Origin of the sequence: Psychrobacter sp. KH172YL61, from assembly GCF_007182895.1 — a bacterium.
GTDB lineage: Bacteria > Pseudomonadota > Gammaproteobacteria > Pseudomonadales > Moraxellaceae > Psychrobacter > Psychrobacter pacificensis.
Genome location: NZ_AP019516.1, coordinates 1152535 through 1177018 on the forward strand (window position 1 = coordinate 1152535; position 24484 = coordinate 1177018).

A 24484-nucleotide genomic window follows, 5' to 3' on the forward strand; every position below is an offset into this window, starting at 1 on the left:
TCAAATAATTATGTGCCAAAACAAATCGTGTATAAAAGCTGCATTGTGTAACCGAAACGGTATAAATGCTATCAATACGTAATGTTGCTTATATTCATGTTATTGGGTAGCGAATAGCCAGCCGTATCTGTCACTGTCAAACATGTTTGCTATTTAAGAGAACTAGTATTTAAAGAGCTATTATTCAAAGCGCCTTTCATCCAGCCTTGAAAGCATCACGCCTACGGATGACCAGAAATAGTGAGTCTTATTAGTCGTAGATAACTTTCATCACTTCGTATTCCACCACGCCCTTTGGCGTTTCGATACGTACTTCATCGCCTTCAAACTTACCGATGAGGCCACGAGCGATCGGTGAGTTAACTGAGATTTTGCCAGCCTTGAAATCGGCTTCATCATCGCCGACGATTTTGTACTGTTTTTCTTCTTCAGTGTCCATGTTTTCGATTATGACGCTGACGCCAAACACGACACGACCTTCTTTTGGCAATGTTGAAGGATCGATGATTTGTGCGCCGCCAAGCTTGGCTTCGATATCACGAATACGCGCTTCGCAAAAGCCTTGTTGCTCACGGGCAGCGTGGTATTCAGCGTTTTCTTTTAAATCGCCGTGCTCGCGGGCTTCAGCAATCGATGCGGTGATGCGTGGACGGTCGACACTTTTTAACTGTTTTAATTCAGCTTCTAAAGCTGCATGTCCTTGCGGAGTCATGGGATAACGTTGCATGTTTTTTCCTTAAACCAATAACACCACACCATCTCATAAGGAGATGGTGCCAGTGTTGTTGCAATGAGTATGAAATATAAAAGAGCGGGGTTCAGATGGTGTCGTTAGTAAATAGGCTGTTGTGTGTTAGCACCTCTACTTTTAGCACCAAGCGCACTGAACCTTACGTAATAAAAAGCATAGTCGCAGTTCAGCCACTATGCTTTTGTAGGTTTGTCTCTTTCAAGATATTGTTTTTTTAACGTATGATTATCACAAAATAATCAATAACAAGTCTTGGCTAAGCTTTTATATAAGCTTAGCGGTTATGCTTAATCTACTGAAATTATTCAGCCGCGTCAATAGACTTTGCTTGCTCATGCAAATCTTGTAACTTATAGACATCAAACGGTAAGTCAATGGCATAAGATTTACAAACCGCATCGGCTGCGCCTAACGTCGTGACATAGAATACCTTGCCCTGTAGCGCACTACGGCGGATAGAGAACGAATCCTCTTGTGCCTGCTTGCCTTCGGTCGTATTGATAATCAGGTCAATTTTGCCGTTTTTCAAGGCATCAACGATGTGCGGGCGACCTTCAGTGACCTTGTTGATTTGCTGACTTTCGATACCAGCGTCGCTCAGTACTTTTTGCGTGCCAGTGGTTGATACGATATTAAAACCGAAATCTGCAAGCTGACGGGCGATTGGGGCGATTTGTCCTTTGTCGCTATCACGAACTGAGATAAAGACCGTCTTGGTCTCGCCTTCAGTAGGCAGACCCGGCAGACGCTCATTACTACCGATGATAGCTTTGTAAAATGCTTCACCAAAGGTTTTGCCCACGCCCATGACTTCGCCTGTTGATTTCATCTCAGGACTCAAGATGGGATCAACACCTGGGAACTTAGCAAATGGGAACACCGCTTCTTTGACCGCATAAAATGCTGGAACAATCTCAGTCGTAAAGCCTTGGTCTTTGAGCGAGGTGCCAGCCATACAGCGAGCCGCGACCTGAGCTAGCGAAGTACCGATACACTTAGAGACAAACGGTACGGTACGTGCAGCACGTGGGTTCACCTCCAAAATATATACGGTTTCGCCTTTGACCGCAAACTGAACATTCATCAGACCGACAACGCCAAGCTCTTTTGCCATAGCAATGGTTTGGGCGCGCATCACATCACATAGCTCATCAGACAATGAATATGGTGGTAGTGAACATGCTGAGTCACCTGAGTGGACACCTGCCTGTTCGATATGTTGCATGATACCGCCGATGACGACATCATTACCATCACATACGCAGTCGACATCGACTTCGATAGCGTCATCTAAGAAGCGATCAAGCAGGACAGGCGCTTCGTTTGAGGCTTGTACTGCGGTGCGCAGGTAATGTTTTAGCTCATCTTCGTTATAGACGATTTCCATCGCGCGGCCACCTAACACATAAGATGGACGTACCACCAATGGATAGCCCACGTCTTTTGCTTTAACCAAGCCATCTTCTAAGCTGGTTGCTAAAGCGTTCGATGGTTGTACAAGGTTTAGCTGCTGAATCATGTGTTGGAAGCGCTCACGGTCTTCAGCGCGGTCGATCGCATCAGGACTCGTACCGATGATTTTTACGCCCGCTGATTCTAGCGCACGCGCAAGTTTCAATGGCGTTTGGCCACCGAACTGCACAATCACACCGTCTGGGTTTTCGATACGGACGATTTCTAGCACGTCTTCTAATGTGATTGGCTCAAAGTACAGACGGTCGGAGGTGTCATAATCGGTTGAAACCGTTTCTGGGTTACAGTTGACCATAATGGTCTCATAGCCGTCTTCACGCATGGCAAGCGCTGCATGTACACAGCAATAATCAAACTCGATACCTTGACCGATACGGTTAGGGCCGCCACCGATGACCATGATTTTTTCTTGTCAGTTGGATTGGCTTCACATTCGCTATCGTAGGTTGAGTACATATAAGCGGTGCTGGTCGCAAACTCTGCAGCACAGGTATCGACACGCTTATACACGGGATAGACGCCTAAATCCCAACGCTTTTTGCGTAGTTGCTTTTGTGAGATACCAAGCAATTTAGCCAAACGCAAATCTGACAAGCCTTTACGCTTAAAGCGACGTAGGTTGTTTTCGTTTAAGCCACCAAAGCCGAGTGATTTTACCGTCGCTTCAGTCTTAACGATGTCTTCGATTTGTACCAAGAACCACGGGTCAATCTTGGTGTAATTAAATACGTCATCAACGCTCATACCGACACGGAAGGCATCAGCAACGTAATAGATACGCTCAGGCGTTGGAATGGTTAAGCGGTTGATAATCTCACTACGAGCCTTCTCAGCACTGACTTTGGATAAATCAATTTGCTCATCGAAACCATCCGCGCCAGTTTCCATACCGCGTAATGCCTTTTGCATCGACTCTTGGAAGTTACGACCGATCGCCATCACTTCGCCAACCGATTTCATCTGAGTCGATAGGATGTTGTCCGCTTGTGGGAATTTTTCAAAGTTAAAACGAGGTATCTTGGTGACAACGTAATCAAGCGCAGGCTCAAAGCTGGCTGGCGTTTTGCCGCCTGTGATGTCATTTTGCAATTCATCTAACGTATAACCGATTGCCAGTTTTGCCGCGATTTTGGCAATCGGGAAGCCAGTCGCTTTTGAGGCGAGGGCAGACGAGCGTGATACACGTGGGTTCATCTCGATGACGACCATACGTCCCGTATCAGGGTTGATACCGAACTGGACGTTTGAGCCGCCTGTTTCGACACCGATCTCACGCAATACTGCTAATGACGCATTACGCATGATTTGGTATTCTTTATCGGTCAAGGTCTGCGCGGGTGCGACAGTGATTGAGTCGCCTGTATGTACGCCCATTGGGTCAAAGTTTTCGATGGCACAGATAATGATGCAGTTGTCGTTTTTGTCACGAACCACTTCCATCTCGTACTCTTTCCAACCGATGAGTGACTCATCGATGAGTAGCTGATGATTTGGTGATAAATCAAAGCCGCGCTCACAAATCTCGATGAACTCATCGCGGTTATAAGCGATACCGCCGCCCGAACCACCCATGGTGAATGAGGGACGAATGATACAGGGTAGCCCATCTTTTCTTGCGTGGCAAAAGCTTCTTCCATCGTTTCAGCCGTTTCAGCGCGCGGACACTCAAGGCCGATACGTTTCATCGCCTTGTCGAATAAGTCGCGATCTTCTGCCATCTCAATTGAGTCTTTGGTGGCGCCAATTAGCTCGCAGTCGTACTTAGTCAGTACGCCATGCTTATCTAGATCTAGCGCACAGTTGAGCGCGGTCTGTCCGCCCATGGTTGGCAAGATTGCATCAGGACGCTCTTTGGCAATGATTTGCTCAACCGTCTGCCACGTGATCGGCTCGATATAGGTCGCATCTGCCATGACAGGGTCGGTCATGATGGTCGCAGGGTTTGAGTTGACCAAGATGACACGGTAGCCTTCCTCGCGTAGTGCTTTACACGCCTGTGCGCCTGAGTAGTCAAACTCACACGCTTGGCCGATAACGATGGGGCCTGCGCCAATGATAAGAATGCTTTTTATGTCGGTACGTTTTGGCATAGTTAGAGCTACCTTCGTTTGATGATATTTTAAGTAATCTTTATTTTTGATAACGCTTATGGCGTTTTATACTTACAATGCGTTGTTACAGTACTGCTCAAACCGCTTTTAGCGATTCAAGCATTGACTTATTATCAAGTTATAATGAATCGTTAAGCTTGAGCAGTTTTAGCCGCTTCCATCATCTCAGCAAACTTATCAAATAGCGGACCACAATCATGCGGGCCAGGGCTGGCCTCTGGGTGACCTTGGAAGCTAAATACTGGCTTGTTGGTCAGCTCGATGCCTTGGTTAGTACCATCGAATAATGAGCGATGCGTTGACTTAACGTTTTCTGGTAGCGTGTCTTCATCAACCGCAAAGCCATGGTTTTGACTGGTGATCATCACTGTGCCAGTCGCTAGATCTTGTACTGGATGGTTGGCACCATGGTGGCCCGTTTTCATTTTGATGGTATTGGCGCCGCTGGCAAGACCAATTAGCTGATGACCTAAGCAGATGCCAAACGTTGGTACGTCTGTTTCTTCAATAATGTGACGTACGGCGTCGATAGCGTAGTCACAGGCGGCAGGATCGCCAGGGCCATTTGATAAGAAGATACCGTCTGGGTTCATCGCGAGCACATCAGCAATAGGCGTTTGTGCTGGGACAACCGTCACATGGCAGCCGCGGTCGACGAGCATACGTAGGATATTGGTTTTGCTACCGAAGTCATAAGCGACGACGTTGAATTTGGCATCGATATGAGTGCCGAGCTGCTTAAAGAAGCCGCCAGTACCACTGTCATGGCTACCCGCCACGTCACGGTTGAGTAGGGTGTCTGATAGATCCCATGTGCCTGCTGTCCATTCAAAGCTTTCTGTCGTGCAGCATTCTTTTGCCAGATCCATGCCCTTTAGACCTGCAAAGCCTTGTGCCAGCTCAATCGCTTTTTGCTCATCTTCAACGCTGATCGTCTCACCGTTTGAGGCAGTCATGATACAACCGTTTTGTGCGCCTTTATCACGTAATAGGCGGGTCAACTGGCGTGTATCAATTTCAGCGATAGCGACGGTATTGTTACGCTGTAGATAGTCGCTAAGCGACTCAGAGTTGCGGAAGTTAGAAGTGGCCATAGTGGCGTCACGGATGATCAGACCGTCTGCCCATACTTTGTGACCGTTACCAGACTCGGTATCCTCGGCATTGGTGCCTGTATTACCGATATGCGGATATGTCAAGGTCACCAGCTGTCGCGCATAACTTGGATCGGTTAGAATTTCTTGATACCCTGTCATGGCGGTATTAAATACGACCTCACCAACACGATGACCTAGGCTGCCGATACTGACACCGCGAAAAATTGTACCGTCTGCTAGTGCCAAAATTGCTTGTGTTTCTACCGATGAATTCAAGGATTGCCTCCGCTGTTATTGGTGAGTGCCATCATGTTTTGTTGGTCTAAAATTGCTCCGTATCCTTTTATTTACGGCATTTGACTGTTGTCATATAGAAGTAATAAAAGGACGACACACAAAAATTTTCCACAAAAAAGCGAGAAGACATTATTGATGAAAACTACAAAACCCACTAGATAGTGAATAGGTAACTTGCATCATGTCCGCTCGCTTAGGCACAGATTTTGCGTATTATATACAAAATAGTAACTTATGGCTAGTATCAAGGGAAAACTGAGTGATTAAAACTGGTAGTGGATAGACAGCCCGTAATAGTCAGGCGCAAGATTGGTTGTGAGGAGAAGCTGATCGTTATAGCTTTTGGTCAAATACATACTACTGGCAACCCCTAGTGCTGCACCAGCAAATACATCAGCCACATCATGTTTTTCCGCTTTAACACGGCTATAACCCACAAAAGTTGCGCCAACATAAGCTGGAATACTATATTCTAATCCATAGCGTTTATGAATGAAGCTTGCGCCCTGAAATGCCAAAGAAGTATGTCCTGATGGGAAGGGAGTCATTGTCGCTATGGTCAGGGCGCTCTTTATTAATGGTTGACTTCACAGCATAGGTCACGGCAAGATTGGTAGCAAATGATTGATAAAATTGCTGACGTCCCTCTTTATCATTCATATAATGCGTGCTGCCATAAGCAATGGCAGGTATGGCAACCGCAACAATGTCACCGGCTCTCTCCAAACTTGAGGTATCTTCAGCATAACTGGGCGCGGTGATGATCACACTACTTGCCAACAAGATAATAATAGGTACGTGTGTTTCGCGAAGCATGGATGCGTCCTTAGTAGGGTAGCGGTACTTGTTAGGGCAGGCGCTACGATAGCAAAATGAGAATGTTGGCCTTGCTAATTGTACTATAAAGTGGACATACGATAAGGTATTAAATGGGATTGTATACTGTAAAATATATTTTTTATGGCTATGGTCCAAAGGTCCAAAGTGAGATGCTTCTTTGACATGCGAATCAAATAAGCATAAAAATGATTGTGGTATAACCAATGACTTACTCCAAAATAACATTATCCCTTACTAAGGAAAAACGATGATATTTAAATATTTAGACAAAACCCCTGAGTTTGCTGTACCGTTCAACGGTTGGATTGCTGACTCAGCACAAGTAATCGGTGATGTGTATTTGGGTCATCAGGCCAATGTTTGGTTTGGTGCGGTGATACGCGGCGATAACGATCGTATTCATATCGGCGACTATAGTAATGTGCAAGAAAATAGTGTGATTCACACTGATGCAGGTATCAAAGTGACTATCGGTGATTACGTGACTATTGGCCATCTAGCGATGCTGCATGGCTGTGAGATCGGTGATAACAGTCTGGTTGGTATCGGTGCGGTGGTACTCAATAATGTCAAAATAGGTAAAAACTGCCTGATAGGGGCGAAAGCTTTAATTACTGAAGGTCAGGTTATTCCTGATAACTCACTAGTGATGGGCGCACCTGCAAAAGTGGTCAAGACACTGACAGATGAGCAAGTAGCGATGTTGAAAATGTCAGCGCTGCATTATGCTGAGCGTTGTCAAAAATTCAAAACAGGTTTAACAGAAATAGCGATGCCTGATTAACTAAGCGCTTATTTTTAACGATGAAGCGGCAAAAAGAGTCCTATCCTCTGCTTTTATCGTTAGGTCTGATGCTAAAATTGCCCCATACTGCGTTACAAATCTCGCTAAGGCATCTGCATTATCGTCGCTTTGTGCCTTGTCTGGAACCATTTTAGCGATCAGCAGTGCCTATTTGCGAATGTTCAACACGCCCTAAAAGATTCATATTTTTCGCAACCAACGATAAGGTCTCACCATGCAGGCAAATCCAGCACAAAAACAACAAAAACAACTGGCGTTATTTGATTTAGATCATACCTTACTGGATGTCGATAGTGACTATCTGTGGGGTGAGTATATCGTCAAGCACGACCTTGTCGATGAGGCTGAGTACCGTACAGCCAACCAGAAGTTTTATAATGACTATATCGAAGGGACGTTAGATGCGACAGAGTACAATGAATTCGTCGCGCAGTTTTTGAGTAGTCTGCCGCTTGATAGACTTGATAAGCTAAGAGAAGACTATATCAAAAGTGAAATTGAGCCGCATATTCGCCCAAAAGCAATGGAAGCATTGTGCCAGCATATTGAGCAAGGGCACGATGTGGTGATTATTTCTGCAACCAACGATTTTGTGGTGTCCGCTATTGCCAAGCGCTTTGGCATTGAGTCAGCCAATGTATTGGCTACGCCGCTTGAGATCAAAGACAATCGTTATACGGGCAAGCTGACTGATAAACCAAACTTTCAGGCAGGCAAGATCTACCATTTAGATAAGTGGCTTGATAAGCAGCAAGCAGCGGGCATCACCTTTGAAAAACCTATGCCTATTCAGACTCCAAAAACGACATTCCATTGCTAGAATGGGCGGATGTGGCGATCTGTGTGTCACCTGATGAGGCGCTACATGCTCATGCCTTGGCGCATCGCTGGGCCATAGAAGATTGGTCAATCTAGATTGCTTAATCTAGTAATAGTAGGAACAAGAATAATTAGACAACCATTTATGCTTAATCTCATTTAAAATAGCGCCAAATGCGTTATTTATTTTTTTAGAAAAACAGGAACACTTATGGAAATCAATCCGTATCAAGAACAGATTAAAGATTTATCCGAGCGCGGGCAGGATTTGCGGAGGTATCTTTGACTTCGATGGTAAGCAAGAACGCTTAGAAGAAGTCAATTTAGAGCTAGAAAACCCAGAGCTGTGGAATGATCCAGAGCGTGCCACCAAGATCAATAAAGAAAAAAGCCACCTTGATGGTGTCATCGATGTGGTGCTCTCTTGAAACCACGCTAGAAGATGCGTCTGCCATGCTAGAGTTGGCGGTAGAAGCAGAGGATGAGTCCTTGCTAGCTGACGTGCAAAGCGAGCTAGATGATGCTGAGCAGCGCGTGGCTGATCTAGAGTTCCGCCGTATGTTCAGCGGCGAGATGGATCCAAACAACTGCTACTTGGATATCCAGTCGGGCAGTGGCGGCACCGAAGCACAAGACTGGGCGGAGATGCTGCTGCGTATGTATACACGCTGGGCGGAAGCTCATGGCTTTAAGGTAGATGTGATTGAAGTGTCTGCTGGCAGTGTCGCGGGTATCAAGTCGGCCACCATTGAGATTAAAGGCGATTATGCGTTTGGTTGGCTGCGTACCGAGATTGGCGTCCATCGTTTGGTACGTAAGTCACCATTTGATAGCAACAATGGTCGTCATACCTCATTTGCGGCGGTGTTTGTCTCGCCTGAGATTGATGATAATGTCGAGATTGACATCAATCCTGCGGATTTGCGTATCGATACCTATCGCTCCTCAGGAGCGGGCGGTCAGCACGTCAACACGACAGATTCTGCGGTACGTATTACCCATGAGCCAAGTGGTGTGGTGGTGACTTGTCAGAATGAGCGTAGTCAGCACGGTAACAGAGCCACGGCAATGAAGATGCTGCGTGCTAAGCTCTATGAGCTTGAGATGCAAAAACGTATGGAAAAACAACAAGCGGTTGAAGACAATAAGTCTGATGTCGGCTGGGGCAGCCAGATTCGCTCATACGTGCTCGATGATTCTCGTATCAAGGATCTGCGTACCGGCGTTGAAACCTTCAACACGGGCGCGGTACTAGATGGCGACCTCGATCAGTTTATCGAAGCCAGTCTAAAAGCAGGTCTATAAAATAGAATTCAAATACCAACTAACATGTAATTAAGGAAGATTATGCCAAGCGTAAATAATTATTTTGATAATAAAGTCACTTCGATTGCCTTTCAAACAGCAACCAAGCCTGCAACGGTAGGTGTTATGGAAATTGGTGAGTATGAATTTGGCACCAGTGAGTTTGAGACCATGAGCGTGGTGAGCGGTGCATTGATGGTCAAGCTACCAGAGAGTGATGAATGGCAAACGTTTAATGCTGGCGAGCACTTCACCGTTGAAGCCAATCAAAAATTCCAAGTAAAAGTTGACGTCGAAACCGCTTATTTATGTGTATACGGTAAATAATCACTTTTATTGTAAAGTAGTATCAAAATAAAAAAAGCCAAGTATTTGATGCTTGGCTTTTTTTGTGGGCATGTCATTCTCTAGCTTACCCTTATCAAGCAGATTGCGCCACATCGTCTCCGTCGTGCTTGATGGCAAACTGGTTTCATAGAACGTGAGATAGTTTTGCCATAAGTGCGCCCAAAGATCATGATCGGCGAGGGCGAGTGGCTTTATTTTACACAGGATTACACTTTGTCCGTGGCAAACAAACAGCAAAAATAAGCGCAGTTGATTATGCTAAAACCATAAAATTATTAGAAGAGTGTTTTTATGGGCAAAACAAATGAGCAGTCGACAACGCAGGATGTGCGCCATGACTATGAGCGTCTCGCACGCCGTGCCAATCTGCGTTATGTGAGTGACGACGAACCAGGTTATGAGCGTAGACGTTGGGGCCGCGGCTTTACCTATCGTGATGCAACGGGCAAGACAGTCAAAGACAAAGCGTTGCGTCAGCGGTTTGATGCATTGGTGATACCGCCCATGTGGTCAGAGGTGTGGATATGCCAAGACGAAAAAGGCCATCTGCAATCGACAGGACGCGACGAAAAATCACGCAAGCAGTACTTGTATCATCCCTCGTGGAATAATATTCGTGACCAAGCCAAGTTTGATGCAATGATAGGCTTTGCAGAGGCGCTGCCCAATTTACGCGCGCAGGTCGAGACAGATTTGGAAGCAGAATCATTGTCACGCACCAATGTACTCGCTGCCGTGGTCAAATTGCTTGAAACCACGTTGATTCGTATCGGTAATAGCCGCTATGCCAAGCAAAATAAAAGCTATGGTCTGAGTACGCTACGTAGTAAGCATGTCAGCGAAACGGATAATGGACTGGCGTTTGATTTTGTCGGAAAAGCGCCAAAGAACACCACATTGAGCTGCAAGATGAGCGTTTGATTGACATCGTGCAGGCATGTTCTGAGCTGCCGGGCTATCAAATATTTAAATACTTAGATGACAATGGACATAAACAAGTCGTCGACAGTAGCGATATCAACGACTACTTGCGAATGCATACATGCGGTATGGACTGCGAAAGCAAATTATATAGTGCAAAAGATTTTCGAACATGGATGGCAAGTGTACTCGCGGCAAGTTATCTATATGATGAGCTACAAACGACGGCAGGCGCTAACATACTTGCCAGCGCACCAGAAAGTGCTGAGCGTCAGCAGCTGGTCACCGATATGGTAAAAAGCGTGGCGGCAGAGCTGGGCAATACGCCAACCGTATGCCGCGCGTCGTATATTCACCCCATCATTATTGAGCGTTTTTTGGCAGGGGGAATTTTATGATGACTACAAACAAGCACGCCGCGGTCGTACGAAAAAATACCAAAGCTGTGAGGAGAAAGCCTTACTAGGTTTTCTCAGTGCTGATCGTTAAATATCGATTCTTGAGAAAGTACTTCAAAAATAATTTAAATATTTGATCCTACAAGTTTTTTAAGTTTACTATTAGCTATTTGATGATAAATAGTTATAGGTCATGCTTATTTATATAAAATAAAAATGATACGTTATGTATTGAAATAAGTATAAAAATACGTTACTAATAGAGCATGTTAAATACAAAGATATTAAACGGTCTATAGGATGTGACCGTTTTACAATATGAATATCATTTTATCTGCTATTGCTAAAGGATTAGCTTATGAATACCGCTTCTCAAACTCCTACCCTCAGTCACACAGATGCTTCAACGACACCAAAAAACTATACCGATTATTATAATAATTTTGACATGGATACATTGCTGTCAGAAATCTTTGGCGAACATGTCGACGATCGCTTAAATGCCTATATGGCGTGCTGTGGTCGTCATGTCCGTGATGGCCGCGCGGATAATGCTGCACTGGTACACGAAGATACGGCAGGCAATGTCACGCGCATGAGCTTTGGTGAGCTTGATAAAGCCAGTGCGCAAGTCGCTAACTTACTACAGTCGTATGGCGTAAAAGCGGGGGACAAAGTAGCGACGATGCTACCGCGTACACCTGAGCTACTGACCGTTGTATTGGCAACATGGCGCATCGGCGCGGTATATCAGCCATTATTCACCGCTTTTGGCTATGACTCAATCAAATATCGCATGGATAAAGCCGATACCAAAGTCGTTTTTACCAATGTAGAGAACCGCAGCAAGTTTGATGATTTGGCTGTGCAAACCAAAATGGTATTGGTCGGCAGTACTGAAGATGCTCAGACGTGGGGTGACGATCACTACCGTCAGTCCATGGAATCACAGGCGCAAACGATAGAACCCGTTATGCTCGATACGGATGCACCATTTTGCAGATGTTTACCTCAGGGACAGTCGGTAAGTCAAAAGGCGTGAGTGTGCCATTATCAGCCTTACCTGCGTTTTATCTCTATATGCGTTATGCCATTGACCTACGCGCAGACGATCAATATTGGAACATGGCCGATCCTGGCTGGGCGTATGGATTGTATTACGCCATCACAGGGCCACTGCTATTAGGGATCACGACTTATTTTAATGAAGCAGGATTTGACGCGACCAATACGCGCGACTTTATGATGCGTCATCAGATCACCAATTTGGCCTCTTCACCGACAGCATTTCGCATGATGAAATCCAGCGGCGTTTTTGACAACGTTAATGAAGACAATAACGCCAAACTCGCTTTGCGCTGTGCCAACTCGGCAGGGGGAGACGCTGAATACCGAGGTCGTCAACTGGGTTGAGACCTATCTGGGCTGTCAGGTAAAAGATCATTACGGTCAAACAGAAACGGGCATGACGTGCTGTGCGCATCATGCGCTAAAACACGAATCACCAGTTGGCTCGATGGGAATGGCGCTACCAGGTCACACGCTGGTCGTATTGGATGATGAGATGAATGTACTACCAGATGGTGAGCAAGGACAGTTAGCAGTCGTGGTCAGCCAGTCACCTGCGTTTTATTTCCGTGGTTATAGCTGGAATGAAAAACAAGCTTTCGTTGATGACTACTATCTGACAGGCGATGTGGTTGAGCGTCATAGTGACGGCAGCTACTGGTTTTCAGGACGTGATGATGACATTATCATTACGGCAGGTTACCGCGTGGGACCCACTGATGTCGAAAACACCGTCTTAGAGCATGACGCAGTGGCAGAATCTGCGGCTGTGGGCGTGCCAGACGAAGTGCGTGGACATACGATCAAATCTTATGTGGTATTAAAAGAAGGCGTCGAAGGTAGCGAGCAAATCGCCAAAGAAATCCAAGAGCTGGTGCGCAAACGTCTATCCACTCATGCCTATCCACGTGAGGTCGAGTTTGTGACCGAGTTACCAAAAACACCAAGTGGCAAAATTCAACGCTTTTGCTACGCAGTTTATCTGCCGCGTAACTACCCGATAGAGCGTTTATAGATAATTCATAGAAAACAGCTAATAAAAAATGAAGATTTAAAGGAATAAACATGCAAATTAAAGAGAATAGCTTTTGGTCACAGGCGGTGCATCAGGTTTGGGTGAGTCAGTGGCTCGTGCGATTGTCTATCAAGGCGGCAACGTCGTCATCGCTGATCTCAATGAGTCAGCAGGGCAAGCACTGGTCGCTGAGCTGGGTGATAGTACGCGCTTTGTGCGCTGTGATATCACTAAAGGCGATGAGGTGCAATCAGCGGTTGAGATGGCTGAGTCAGCTTTCGGCGGCTTACAAGGCTCAATCAACTGTGCGGGTATCGTAGTGGTACAAAAGCTGCTAGATCGTGATAACAATCCAGCAGACCTTGAGGCATTTAGCCGCGGGGTCAATGTCAATCTGGTGGGTTCATTTAATGTCGCCCGTTTGGTCGCGGCTAGCATTGCCAAACGCATAGCGAATGATAGCAATGCAGGCGAGCATGCAGAAAAAACCATGTACAAAAGAATGTAGATCAAGGCATTATTATTAATACAGCTTCTATCGCAGCCTTTGATGGTCAAGTGGGTCAAGCCAGCTATTCTTCTTCCAAGGCAGGGGTGGTTGGTCTGACCTTGCCGCTGGCTCGTGAGCTGGCACGTCATGGCATCCGCGTTATGACCATCGCGCCAGGTGTCTTTGCTACCCCGATGATGGAGAGCATTCCTGAAAAAGCCCGCGAGCAGCTAGAAGCAGGCGTGCCTTATCCCAAGCGTTTGGGCGCTCCCAATGAGTTTGCCAAATTGGTCACTCATATCATTGATAATGCTTATCTAAATGGCGAGGTGATCCGCTTAGATGGTGCAATTCGTATGGTGTAACATTTGAGTAATTCATTCGTTTTGCACAAAACTTATCTAAATAGTCTGACATAGTGCTTTGATACATATGATTAATGACAAAAAACTCATCATGAGGATCAAAGCCTATGTCATTTTTTATAATAAATTTCACCCGCCAAATGAGCAGCGCATGTATTGGTTACTTATAGGCATTAGCCTTGCTGCTACTGTAAGCACCAGTGCTATTGCTTATGCCAAAAACTCCTCAACATCCAAAAACCTATTCCTACGTCTGTAGTTATTGATCGAGTCTTCGTCGACAAATCAGATCGTGTCTTAACATTGATGAGCGATGGTAAAGCCATTAGGTCGTATCGTATTGCGCTAGGGGGTAGTCCATCGGGACATAAGCAACAATAAGGCGATCAGCGTACGCCCGTTGGGATTTATACCTTATTAGCTATCTAAATGATGAAGACAAGGCACGAGCGAAGTCATTAGAGGTCAATCCGGGCGGCGATATTATGATTCATGGGCAAATGAATGGCTTTGGACATTTGGGCTGGTTGAATCAACGACGCGATTGGACCGATGGTTGTATCGCGGTGACCAATACCGAGATGGATGAGATTATGGTATCGGAGATACTTGGTACGCTTATCGAAATTGTGGAGTAGCATAGTCGGATTATGATTGGGTCTATACTCAATAAGTGCATTGCTTATTACCGTATTCAACGGAGATTTCTCTTGAATTTACATCAATAAAATGGCATTTCTTACCTACTAACTTCCTTTATCTGCTATTAATAGCCCATTTAAATATTATTAATAATTATCATTGTTTTAAGTAAGGTTTTATTTGGTAATCGTCTTGAAATAGGTGTATATATACCTTATATAAATGACAGATAACAGTGGGCACTAGACTAGGAGAGTCCCTAGAAGTTCCACTGAAAATACTAATTATAAAAGGATATAAACATGAGATTTGAGAAGTTTACGCAAAAACTGCAATCAGCGATTCAAGAAGCTCAGAGCCTAGCGTTAGGTCGTGATCATACGGGCATTGATCCTGTGCATTTGCTTGCGGTATTGCTACAAGATGAATCTAATTTATCTATCTGCCAACAAGCAGGCGCTTCTATTCCAGCGCTAAAAAATGGCGTTGCCAAAGCACTCGATAACCAAGCGACCATTTCGGAGCCGACAGGTGACGTCAATCTAAACCAAACTCAGTCAAAATTCTGAACTTGGCAGATCGTCAGGCGCAAAAGAAGGCGATGATTTTATTGCGACTGAATGGGTCATGTTGGCACTCGCTGAGCAAGGCGAAACCAAAAAAATATTTGAAAGTGCAGGTGTGACGGCAAGCAAACTAAAAGCGGTCATTGAGCAGCTGCGCGGTGATGATACGGTCAATAACCAAAACGCTGAAGATCAGCGTGATGCACTCAACAAATACACGATTAATCTGACTGAGCAAGCAGAGCTTGGCAAACTAGATCCAGTCATTGGCCGTGACGAAGAGATCCGCCGTACCATTCAGGTACTGTCGCGCCGTACCAAAAACAACCCTGTGCTCATCGGTGAGCCGGGCGTTGGTAAAACAGCCATCGTAGAAGGCTTGGCACAAAAAATCATCAATGGCGACGTACCAGAAGGTCTGCGCCGTAAAGAAGTGTTGTCATTAGACTTGGGCGCGCTAATCGCTGGGGCAAAATTCCGCGGTGAGTTCGAAGAGCGTCTCAAAAGCGTATTGAGCGACTTGGCCAAACAAGAAGGCAATGTCATTTTGTTCATCGATGAGCTGCACACGATGGTTGGTGCAGGCAAGTCTGAAGGTGCAATGGATGCGGGTAATATGCTAAAACCTGCACTGGCACGCGGTGAGCTGCACTGCGTTGGTGCGACCACCCTTGATGAGTATCGCCAGTACATCGAAAAAGACGCTGCGCTTGAGCGTCGTTTTCAAAAGGTTTTGGTCGATGAGCCAACGGTCGAAGATACTATTGCGATATTACGGGGTCTAAAAGAGCGTTACGAGCTGCATCATGGCGTCGATATTCAAGACAGTGCCATCATTGCTGCTGCGCGCATGAGCCATCGCTATATCACTGACCGTAAGCTACCAGATAAGGCGATTGATTTAATTGATGAAGCGGCCAGTCGTTTGCGTATGGAGATGGACAGCAAGCCTGAATCATTAGGTAAACTCGATAGTCGCCTCATTCAGCTAAAAATGCAGCGTGAGGTGCTCAAAAACGAAGAAGATGCTGGCGCGCAAGCTGAGCGTAAAGTGCTCGATGCGCAAATAGCAGAATTGGAAAAGAGTACGCTGATCTTAATGAAGTTTGGCAGGCAGAGAAAGCGTTGGTCAAAGGCAGTCAACAGCTAAAAGACGAGCTGGATAAAGCCCGTATCGCTTATGACAAAGCCAGTCGTGAAGGCGATTATGAGACCATGAGTAAGCTGCAATATGAGACCATTCCGCAGCTTGAGCGCCGTATTCATGAGTCTGACTTGGCTGAGCAAAAGAGCAGACTGGTGAAGGTGATGGTGTCAAATTGCTACGGAATAAGGTCACAGACAATGAAATCGCAGAGGTGGTTGCGGCCGCCACTGGTATCCCAGTCAGCAAGATGATGCAAGGCGAGCGTGACAAAATGATCGCAATGGAAGAAAAGCTCCATGAGCGTGTTATCGGTCAAAACGAAGCGGTCGAATCGGTGGCCAATGCGGTACGTCGTAGCCGTGCAGGCTTATCTGATCCCAACCGTCCTTCAGGCTCGTTCTTATTCTTAGGACCTACAGGCGTTGGTAAGACAGAGCTGACCAAATCACTAGCGAACTTCTTATTTGACTCTGAAGATGCAATCGTACGTATCGACATGAGTGAATATATGGAAAAACATAGTGTCAGTCGTCTTGTAGGGGCACCTCCAGGTTACGTTGGTTACGAAGAAGGCGGTACGTTGACTGAAGCGGTACGCCGTAAGCCATATAGCGTCATATTGTTCGATGAAGTGGAAAAAGCGCATCCAGATGTGTTCAACATCTTGCTACAAGTATTGGACGATGGTCGCTTAACCGATTCGCAAGGTCGGGTGGTAGATTTCAAAAACACCGTCATTATCATGACCAGTAACTTGGGTTCGCACAAGATTCAGGAAATGGTTGGTGAAAGTTACGAGGATATCAAAGCGGAAGTAATGGATTCTGTTGGGCAGCATTTCCGTCCAGAGTTCGTCAACCGTATTGACGAAATCGTAGTTTTCCATCCGCTTGGTATGTCACAGATGGCAGGTATTGCAGATATTCAATTGGATCGATTGCGTCAGCGTATCCAAGAGCGTGAGATGGATATTGAGCTGTCAGCAGATGCGATGAATAAATTGGTTGCCGTGGGTTATGACCCTGTTTATGGTGCTCGTCCTTTGAAGCGAGCCATTCAACAAGAGATCGAAAACCCATTGTCATTGAAACTATTAGCAGGTGATTTTGTCGCTGGTGATATTATCAAAGTCGATGTGGGTGCCGATGACAAGCTAACTTTTGATAAGCTTAGAATGAGCTAATCAGTTTATCCTTGACGTCTTTATGACCCAACTTTACGCTTAAAATCAACCCCTTATCTACAATCGTAGGTAAGGGGTTTTTATTTATAAGGCGCGTTTTACGTTACTGTTTTTTTACCATTTAAATATCTCTTAAATATCAAGACTATGCTATAAATAAATGGATGACCAATAAAATAAATGCCAATCGGATAGAAAGGATAAAACAATGACAACCTCTATTGAACGTGTAAGTCTACCCTTAACTTCGCCATTACTCATTGCAGCGTTGTTGTTTAGCACTGCCGCGTGCTCCAACCCTTCAGCAGTAAGTCCTAGCAATAACAAAAGTACCGCAACAGAGTCCAAGGAAGTTTCCATTTCAGATAGCAATGCTCAAACCGCCACAAAAAGCACTACACAAACAAAGACTAGCAAGCCTGCTTTTACGACTAAAGCAATCGCTACCTTTGATGAGCCTTGGGCTATGACAGCACTACCCAGTATAGATGGCAAAGCGCCCAAACTACTAGTGACGCAAAAAAACAGGAGAGTTATTCATTGTAGACACGGCGACGGGTAGCAAGACACAAGTAGCAGGCATCCCTAAAGTGGCCTATGGTGGTCAAGGTGGTTTGGGAGATATTATATTAGCACCAGATTTTGCGACTTCTAATGCTGTATATATCAGCTACGTAGAAGCAGGAAAGGGGGGTGATAGTAATAAGTTTGGGGCAAAAGTAATCAAAGCGACACTGGCAGGATTAGGCACAAATGCGCCCACACTACAGGTCATCACGCCTATTTGGGAGCAATCTCCAAAAGTCACGGGGCAAGGTCATTATAGCCATCGCTTATTGTTTTCACCTGATGGACAGTATCTATATATCAGCTCAGGAGAACGCCAGAAAAAGAGCCTGCACAAAATATGAGCATGAATCTAGGTAAGATTATTAGATTGTATGCTGACGGCTCGGTTCCAAAGGACAATCCATTTGTCAATGATAGCAATGACATTGCCTCTCAGTTTTGGACAATGGGCAATCGCAATGTGCTCGGCATAAGATTTGATGAAAGCGGCAGGCTTTGGGCAAACGAGATGGGGCCAAAGGGCGGTGATGAATTTAATCTGATTGAAAAAGGCAAAAACTACGGCTGGCCGATTGTATCAAATGGTCGTAATTATTCAGGTACACCAATCCCAGATCACGACACTCGCCCTGAGTTTGAAATGCCTAAAATCACATGGACACCCGTTATTTCACCGTCATCACTGAGTCTATATACGGCTGGTAGCCACAATGACTTTCCAGCATTACAAGGCGATTTTTTAATCAGTGGTTTATCTTCAAAAGCGCTTATTGTCGTAAGTGTCGATGAAGATGATAGTGCTACTGAACGCTATCGTTATGACATGGGAGAGCGTGTACGCAGTGTGCTAGCAGTAGACGGGCAAGTGTGGACACTTGAAGACGGTAATAATGCACAATTACTCAGATTATTGCCCAAATAACATCGAAACAATATTGAAATAACATCGAAACAGCATCGAATTAAGGACGTATTTACCTACCTGTATATTTAATTATTTTAATAAAACTATTCAATTATTTTAGAGTAAATTAATAGTTTTATCAAGTTTTATTTTGTAATAGATTGATAGTTAAGACCTATTTTGTTAAGGTAACGTTCCTTGAAATTTGAGACTTGCACATGGAAGAAGTAAAAGTAGGCAGATTAGGACCTTTTCCGCGGGTAAGTAAACCTGTGTTTATTACATCATCACTGCTGATTGTTGGCTTTATTATTTTCGGTGCGTTTTTCACCGAAACAGCAGGGGCTGTTTTTAGTTTTTTACAAAATTTTATTACCGATAAGTTTGGTTGGCTATTCATTATCTTAGTGAATACAGCGCTTGGGCTTTGCATTTACTTAGGAATGAGTCGCTATGGTGATATTCGTTTAGGTAACCAAACGGAGCGACCACAGTACAATCTGTTTTCTTGGATTGGTATGTTGTTCTCTGCTGGTATTGGTATTGGCCTTGTCTACTGGGGTACAGCGGAGCCGTTGTATCACTTTATGGCACCACCAATGGGCGAGGCCGAAACGGTTGAAGCCGCAAAGCAAGCGATGAATATCTCATTTATGCATTGGGGTCTACACGCTTGGGGCATCTATACGATTGTGGCACTGTCGTTAGCGTATTTTCATTTTCGTCGCGGTTTGCCTTTATCGATTCGCTCAACTTTGTATCCTTTGCTCGGCAAAAGAATCTATGGTCGCTGGGGGCATACGGTCGATATCTTGGCCGTGTTCGGTACGATGTTTGGTGTGGTCACCTCACTCGGGCTTGGAGTGATGCAGATCAATGCGGGACTTGAGAAACTATTTGGCATGCCGAATAGTCTCACTGTACAGTTCGGTTTGATAGCTTTCATCACAGCGCTTGCAGCCGCTTCCGTTATGATGGGTCTGGATAAAGGTATTAAGCGCCTTAGTGATATCAATATCGGTTTTACAATCGTTTTATTGGTATTCATGGTGGCTTTAGGGCCAACGCTCTTTATCTTTGATAGCTTTATCGAAAATATCGGCAACTATCTGACTGTACTCGTGCCTTTGGGTACGTGGGGCGAGTCTTATAGTGGAACAGATTGGCAAAGTGCTTGGACGATATTTTATTGGGCATGGTGGGTGAGCTGGGCACCATTCGTTGGTATCTTTATTGCCCGTATCTCTCGTGGTCGTACCATCCGTGAGTTTACGTTTGGGGTACTGTTAATCCCTATGCTTATCTTGTTCTTTTGGTTCACGACCTTTGGTGGCGTAGCGATTCATATGGAGCTTGCCTCTGCTGTGACAGGTATTAGCCCAGGTTTGGTTGAAGCAGTACAAGCAGATACCGGTAGCGCAATCTTTAAGCTAGTTGAGTACTACCCACTAGCCAAACCGATTACGTTAATGATTGTTGTCATGATTATGCTTTGGTTTGTGACTTCGTCAGATTCGGCCAGTTTTGTTATCGATATGCTGACCGCTGGTGGCGATACCAATCCACCAAAGATTCAGCGTTTGTTTTGGGCAACCACAGAAGGCGTTATCGCTGCCATATTGTTAGCGGCTGGTGGATTGTCTGCTTTGCAGGCAGCTGCCATCGTAGCAGGATTGCCATTTGCTTTAGTGGTTTTTGTCATAATGTATGCGTTGTTACGCGGATTAGGACGTGATCGTCTGATTCTTTACCGTGCGCAGCAAAGCTATATCACAGATGAGTCAGCAGATCATAACTCTGCAGATGAGTTTGTTGATGAGCATTTACTCAAAGGCCCACCTAAGATTGTTAAGGGTGACTAAGCAGTAAAATCGTTATTTTAACCATTGTTCTAATCATTAATAGAAGCCCCAATTTATTTTTAAATTGGGGCTTCTTGTGGCTACTCAAATATATTTTTTGGAATGAAGTATTCTTATGAATTAACTGCATTCACCTTTGGTATAACTAATGGCCTCAGGTATGTTACAGGCCGAGCAAGCATTACCTGCCGTACGGTAGCTTATCACTGAGCCAACTTTCGTTTTTACACAGACTGGATCATATTGCATGGTACACATGGTCTTCTCAGAGCGAGAGGTTGGACAGTGAGTTAAGGTGTTTTCAAGCATTTGACTGTTATCTGTTGCAGGTTGCGTGGGAGTAACTGCGCCAGGCGTAGCGCTGCAACCCGCCAGTGCTAATACCAAGGAGACGACAGCTAATGATGGTTTGAGGGATTGCGCCAGTGTAGGCAGTGATAATTTAGATAGCGTTTTTGCATGATGTGATGTCCTTATTTGCAAGCGTTCTATTACCGCTCGTCACGTTATTGATAGATCGATATAGCACTTAAAGTTTTATAATAACTAATGAATGGCTATGGACTCAATAACATAATACAAAAAACCCAAGCTTGAGCGGCTTGGGTTTTTTGTTAAATACAGATGATTGTCACAGCAGAATATCTACCTAGATAAGAATAGCAACTTATTCAGCTGGCTTATCATCTTTGTTTAGCTGCACATATTTATCGAAATTTTGTGCATAATCTGTCAAATTGTCACTTAGCATCTGGCGATATTGTTTGACATAAAACTCGACGATATCGTCTTTTCTTTGGCAAAATCATCGGCTTTCACGAAGCCAATCGAGGCCACAGAGGCGCTGTAGCGTGCGGCAGCATATAACAAAGAAGCACCTACCTGTCCTGAATGGGCATCAGGGCCTAGCTGACTATTGGCGACACCGATGATAGCATCAGCGCGTTGGTAAAACGCCTGCATTTCAGGGGTGATTTCAATGCTTGCATCCACATTGTTGTCTTGAGTGTTGCTGTCTTGAGACATAAGCTGCTCCTAATAATAAGTGTCGATAATTTTAGTATATAAAGGCGGTTTGTAAATGATTCAACGTAATGACTCTATGACCCTTATAAGCCAGCGTCTGCTTTTAAGATATCTGCTTTGTCTGTTTTTTCCCAAGTAAAGGCAGTTTCTGAGCCTTGACGACCAAAATGTCCAAAGGTAGCCGTCTGCTGATACATTGGCTGTAATAGGTTCAGCATACGAGTGATGCCATAAGGACGCAAATCAAAATGAGTACGAATCAGGCGAATGATTTCATCGTTACTGATTTTGCTCGTGCCAAAAGTGTTGACAGAGATAGACGTTGGCTCAGCAACCCCAATCGCGTAACTGACTTGTACTTCACAGCGATCAGCAAGACCAGCTGCGACGATGTTTTTGGCCACATAACGTACCGCATAAGCAGCACTGCGATCTACTTTTGAGGGATCTTTACCACTAAAAGCACCGCCCCATGACGTGCCATACCGCCGTAAGTATCGACAATGATTTTGCGGCCTGTTAAGCCTGCATCACCCACAGGACCACCAATGACAAACTTACCCGTTGGATTGATATGGTAGCGTGTACCCGCATGTAACAGATCAGCCGGTAGCACTTGCTTGATGATAGATTCCATCACTGCTTCTTGCAGATCAGACTGCGAGATGCTCGGATCATGCTGAGTTGATAGAACGACCGCATCGATTGCAGCAGGACGGTTGCCATCATACTTCAAGGTAACCTGCGCTTTGGCATCAGGACGGAGCCATGGTAGCTCGCCTGCACGGCGCAGCTCAGATTGACGCTCCATCAAACGATGGGCATATTCAATAGGGGCCGGCATTAATACATCAGTTTCATTACTGGCGTAACCAAACATTAAACCTTGATCGCCTGCACCTTGCTCTTCAGGATCATGACGATCGACACCTTGAGCGATTTCAGGAGACTGCTTACCCAGCATATTGATGACCGCACAAGTCTCGCCATCAAAACCCAAATCTGAGTGGTGATAACCAATGCCGTTGACCGTGTCACGCACCAGCCGCTCTAAATCGATATTGGCAGTTGTGGTGATTTCACCGGCAAGTATCACCGCGCCTGTTTTTACTAAAGTTTCGCAGGCCACACGTGCGTGTAAGTCTTCACGTAAGATAGCATCAAGGATGGCGTCTGATATTTGGTCAGCCATTTTGTCAGGGTGGCCTTCGCTCACAGATTCGGAGGTAAATAAGTTGTATTCACGCATAATGGGATCGCTTAATTGAATCAATAAAGGTAGGAAAAGCAACACTCTGGGTGCTGCTCTAATTAATGTTGACCACGCATTTACGCGGCAGATAATCGGTATTTCTCAATGCTAAAAATCGGTGTTGAACAAAGTTTTGTCATCAATTTGGCTAAAATCTAGACCTACTATCATTCAATCAATTCATATATGGAGCAATGATAATAAGCTTTTATGGCTATGGCGGTAGAGAGTTAGGTCAATGTTCGCTCTAATAGGCTACTGTCAGTGTGCAGATTGCCTTATCAGAAGCGGGGTAATTGCCAAAATCTCTTAACACAAAATAGGGTTATTCTACCCTGAAACGTTATAAAACTCTAGTGAGCAGCACTTGCTATACTATAAGAAATGCTCAACAAGTGATTCACTGTCGTAAAACGTAGGTACTTGCCAGTTCATGGCTACATAAGTTTGTCTTTGAGACAGGAGTGTCACTACGTTATAGTTCTAAAAGGTCGCTTTATCTTTAAACATGCACTCTTCATAGACGGGGCAAGCGCCGCATTTGGGTGTACGCGCTTGGCAGGTATAGCGCCCGTGCAAAATAAGATAATGATGCGCATCAACGATAAAGTCATCGGGTATACGCTCGACCAGTTTGTTTTCGACGATGAGCACCGTTTTACCAGTAGCGAGTCCAGTACGATTGCCGACGCGAAAGATATGCGTGTCGACCGCCATGGTTGGCTGACCAAAAGCAGTATTCAAAACTACGTTGGCGGTTTTACGCCCCACACCAGCTAATGATTCTAGATCTTTGCGGTTGTCAGGGACGGTGCTATCAAACTTTTCAATCAAATCGCGGCAAGTCTTGATGACATTTTTGGCTTTTGCGTTATATAAGCCAATATTTTTGATATACGTCTTTAGACCTTCTTCGCCTAGTGCCAGTATAGCTTCAGGTGTGTTCGCCACGGGGTACAACTGCTGAGTGGCAATATTGACGCTCACATCAGTTGCCTGTGCAGATAAGATAACGGCGATGAGCAGCTCGAAATTACTGCCGTAATTTAGCTCGGTGACAGGCTCGTCAATCGTCGCCGCTAGCTTTTCAAAAAATGGACGCACATCGCGATTGGGCATTCTTCTAGAGGGCGGTGTATCGGCTGTTTTATGTTTGACCGTTTTACTCATGGTGTTTTAACTATTATTTTAGTGAGTGGTGTTGCAAAATTATATGCTAGCGATGGCAT

Annotated in this window: 16 protein-coding genes and 7 pseudogenes; 15 read left to right on the forward strand and 8 right to left on the reverse strand. The window is 45.1% G+C overall.

Translation table 11 applies throughout. The annotated features are described in order from the left end of the window. Positions 1-250: 250 nt before the first annotated feature. The 5 genes and pseudogenes from greA to PKHYL_RS06105 all read right to left on the reverse strand — a co-directional run bounded on the left by greA (position 251) and on the right by PKHYL_RS06105 (position 6545). A complete protein-coding gene (greA, locus tag PKHYL_RS06085) occupies positions 251-727 on the reverse strand; it encodes a transcription elongation factor GreA (RefSeq protein ID WP_071001849.1) in 477 nt (158 codons plus the stop codon). Between the two features lie 325 nt (positions 728-1052). Continuing rightward, positions 1053-4314 (reverse strand): annotated as a pseudogene (carB, locus tag PKHYL_RS06090) (carbamoyl-phosphate synthase large subunit). 152 nt (positions 4315-4466) lie between these two features. Then, entirely contained in the window at positions 4467-5708 is a 1242-nt protein-coding gene (gene carA / locus PKHYL_RS06095) for a glutamine-hydrolyzing carbamoyl-phosphate synthase small subunit (RefSeq protein WP_071001847.1), read from the reverse strand. A 284-nt stretch (positions 5709-5992) separates the two neighbouring features. Further along, positions 5993-6247, reverse strand: coding sequence for a hypothetical protein (locus PKHYL_RS06100; protein ID WP_240366224.1), 255 nt, complete (start codon positions 6245-6247; stop codon positions 5993-5995). Continuing rightward, positions 6216-6545: a hypothetical protein gene (locus PKHYL_RS06105; protein ID WP_240366225.1), complete on the reverse strand. Its 330-nt coding sequence runs from the start codon at positions 6543-6545 to the stop codon at positions 6216-6218. The genes PKHYL_RS06100 and PKHYL_RS06105 overlap by 32 nt, the downstream gene beginning before the upstream one ends. 271 nt (positions 6546-6816) lie before the next feature. Between PKHYL_RS06105 and PKHYL_RS06110 the strand changes: the two genes are divergently transcribed. From PKHYL_RS06110 to PKHYL_RS06165, 15 genes and pseudogenes are all read left to right on the forward strand, one after another. Continuing rightward, on the forward strand, positions 6817-7353 hold the full coding sequence (locus tag PKHYL_RS06110) for a gamma carbonic anhydrase family protein (protein WP_071001845.1): 537 nt from the start codon (positions 6817-6819) through the stop codon (positions 7351-7353). A 235-nt stretch (positions 7354-7588) separates the two neighbouring features. Next, positions 7589-8289 (forward strand): annotated as a pseudogene (locus PKHYL_RS06115) (HAD family hydrolase). Positions 8290-8404: 115 nt separating this feature from the next. Then, positions 8405-9498 (forward strand): annotated as a pseudogene (prfB, locus tag PKHYL_RS06120) (peptide chain release factor 2). 42 nt (positions 9499-9540) lie between these two features. After that, positions 9541-9825 (forward strand): pyrimidine/purine nucleoside phosphorylase, encoded by a 285-nt coding sequence (gene ppnP, locus PKHYL_RS06125; protein WP_071001842.1) that lies wholly within the window; start codon positions 9541-9543, stop codon positions 9823-9825. 312 nt (positions 9826-10137) lie between these two features. Next, positions 10138-10767, forward strand: coding sequence for a DNA topoisomerase IB (locus PKHYL_RS17275; protein WP_269778272.1), 630 nt, complete (start codon positions 10138-10140; stop codon positions 10765-10767). Then, positions 10764-11165, forward strand: coding sequence for a hypothetical protein (locus PKHYL_RS17280; protein ID WP_269778273.1), 402 nt, complete (start codon positions 10764-10766; stop codon positions 11163-11165). Before PKHYL_RS17275 ends, PKHYL_RS17280 begins: the two co-directional genes overlap by 4 nt. 358 nt (positions 11166-11523) lie before the next feature. Next, positions 11524-12207: an AMP-binding protein gene (locus PKHYL_RS18605; RefSeq protein ID WP_442966125.1), complete on the forward strand. Its 684-nt coding sequence runs from the start codon at positions 11524-11526 to the stop codon at positions 12205-12207. Next, the gene (locus PKHYL_RS18610; protein ID WP_442966146.1) at positions 12168-12578 is read left to right on the forward strand and encodes an AMP-binding protein; all 411 of its coding nucleotides are present in this window, start codon (positions 12168-12170) and stop codon (positions 12576-12578) included. The genes PKHYL_RS18605 and PKHYL_RS18610 overlap by 40 nt, the downstream gene beginning before the upstream one ends. Further along, positions 12493-13248, forward strand: a complete 756-nt coding sequence (locus tag PKHYL_RS18615) for an AMP-binding enzyme (RefSeq protein WP_442966126.1) — start codon at positions 12493-12495, stop codon at positions 13246-13248. The genes PKHYL_RS18610 and PKHYL_RS18615 overlap by 86 nt, the downstream gene beginning before the upstream one ends. 73 nt (positions 13249-13321) lie before the next feature. Further along, positions 13322-13756 (forward strand): SDR family NAD(P)-dependent oxidoreductase, encoded by a 435-nt coding sequence (locus PKHYL_RS17285; RefSeq protein ID WP_269778274.1) that lies wholly within the window; start codon positions 13322-13324, stop codon positions 13754-13756. Positions 13757-13770: 14 nt separating this feature from the next. Next, complete coding sequence (locus tag PKHYL_RS17290; RefSeq protein WP_332835965.1) at positions 13771-14103, forward strand: SDR family NAD(P)-dependent oxidoreductase; 333 nt, start codon at positions 13771-13773, stop codon at positions 14101-14103. Positions 14104-14588: 485 nt separating this feature from the next. Beyond that, the gene (locus PKHYL_RS06145) at positions 14589-14741 is read left to right on the forward strand and encodes a hypothetical protein (protein WP_240366226.1); all 153 of its coding nucleotides are present in this window, start codon (positions 14589-14591) and stop codon (positions 14739-14741) included. 306 nt (positions 14742-15047) lie between these two features. After that, positions 15048-17641, forward strand: a pseudogene (gene clpB / locus PKHYL_RS06150) (ATP-dependent chaperone ClpB). A 208-nt stretch (positions 17642-17849) separates the two neighbouring features. Then, positions 17850-19133, forward strand: a pseudogene (locus PKHYL_RS06160) (PQQ-dependent sugar dehydrogenase). Between the two features lie 200 nt (positions 19134-19333). Beyond that, positions 19334-20977: a BCCT family transporter gene (locus PKHYL_RS06165; RefSeq protein WP_240366228.1), complete on the forward strand. Its 1644-nt coding sequence runs from the start codon at positions 19334-19336 to the stop codon at positions 20975-20977. Positions 20978-21644: 667 nt separating this feature from the next. Here PKHYL_RS06165 and PKHYL_RS06170 read toward each other — a convergent pair. The 3 genes and pseudogenes from PKHYL_RS06170 to nth all read right to left on the reverse strand — a co-directional run bounded on the left by PKHYL_RS06170 (position 21645) and on the right by nth (position 24425). Further along, positions 21645-22003, reverse strand: a pseudogene (locus tag PKHYL_RS06170) (DUF3144 domain-containing protein). 83 nt (positions 22004-22086) lie between these two features. Then, a pseudogene (metK, locus tag PKHYL_RS06175) lies at positions 22087-23252 on the reverse strand (methionine adenosyltransferase). Between the two features lie 486 nt (positions 23253-23738). Continuing rightward, positions 23739-24425, reverse strand: a complete 687-nt coding sequence (gene nth / locus PKHYL_RS06180) for an endonuclease III (protein ID WP_240366229.1) — start codon at positions 24423-24425, stop codon at positions 23739-23741. Positions 24426-24484 lie beyond the last annotated feature (59 nt).

Coding starts and splice junctions, on each gene's coding strand:
- PKHYL_RS06145 (WP_240366226.1), top strand. CDS start 14,589: ATGATTCATGGGCAAATGAATGGCTTTGGACATTTGGGCTGGTTGAAT.
- nth (WP_240366229.1), bottom strand. CDS start 24,425: ATGAGTAAAACGGTCAAACATAAAACAGCCGATACACCGCCCTCTAGA.
- PKHYL_RS06165 (WP_240366228.1), top strand. CDS start 19,334: ATGGAAGAAGTAAAAGTAGGCAGATTAGGACCTTTTCCGCGGGTAAGT.
- PKHYL_RS06110 (WP_071001845.1), top strand. CDS start 6,817: ATGATATTTAAATATTTAGACAAAACCCCTGAGTTTGCTGTACCGTTC.
- PKHYL_RS18605 (WP_442966125.1), top strand. CDS start 11,524: ATGAATACCGCTTCTCAAACTCCTACCCTCAGTCACACAGATGCTTCA.
- PKHYL_RS17275 (WP_269778272.1), top strand. CDS start 10,138: ATGGGCAAAACAAATGAGCAGTCGACAACGCAGGATGTGCGCCATGAC.
- PKHYL_RS18615 (WP_442966126.1), top strand. CDS start 12,493: ATGAAGACAATAACGCCAAACTCGCTTTGCGCTGTGCCAACTCGGCAG.
- greA (WP_071001849.1), bottom strand. CDS start 727: ATGCAACGTTATCCCATGACTCCGCAAGGACATGCAGCTTTAGAAGCT.
- PKHYL_RS06105 (WP_240366225.1), bottom strand. CDS start 6,545: ATGCTTCGCGAAACACACGTACCTATTATTATCTTGTTGGCAAGTAGT.
- ppnP (WP_071001842.1), top strand. CDS start 9,541: ATGCCAAGCGTAAATAATTATTTTGATAATAAAGTCACTTCGATTGCC.
- PKHYL_RS18610 (WP_442966146.1), top strand. CDS start 12,168: ATGTTTACCTCAGGGACAGTCGGTAAGTCAAAAGGCGTGAGTGTGCCA.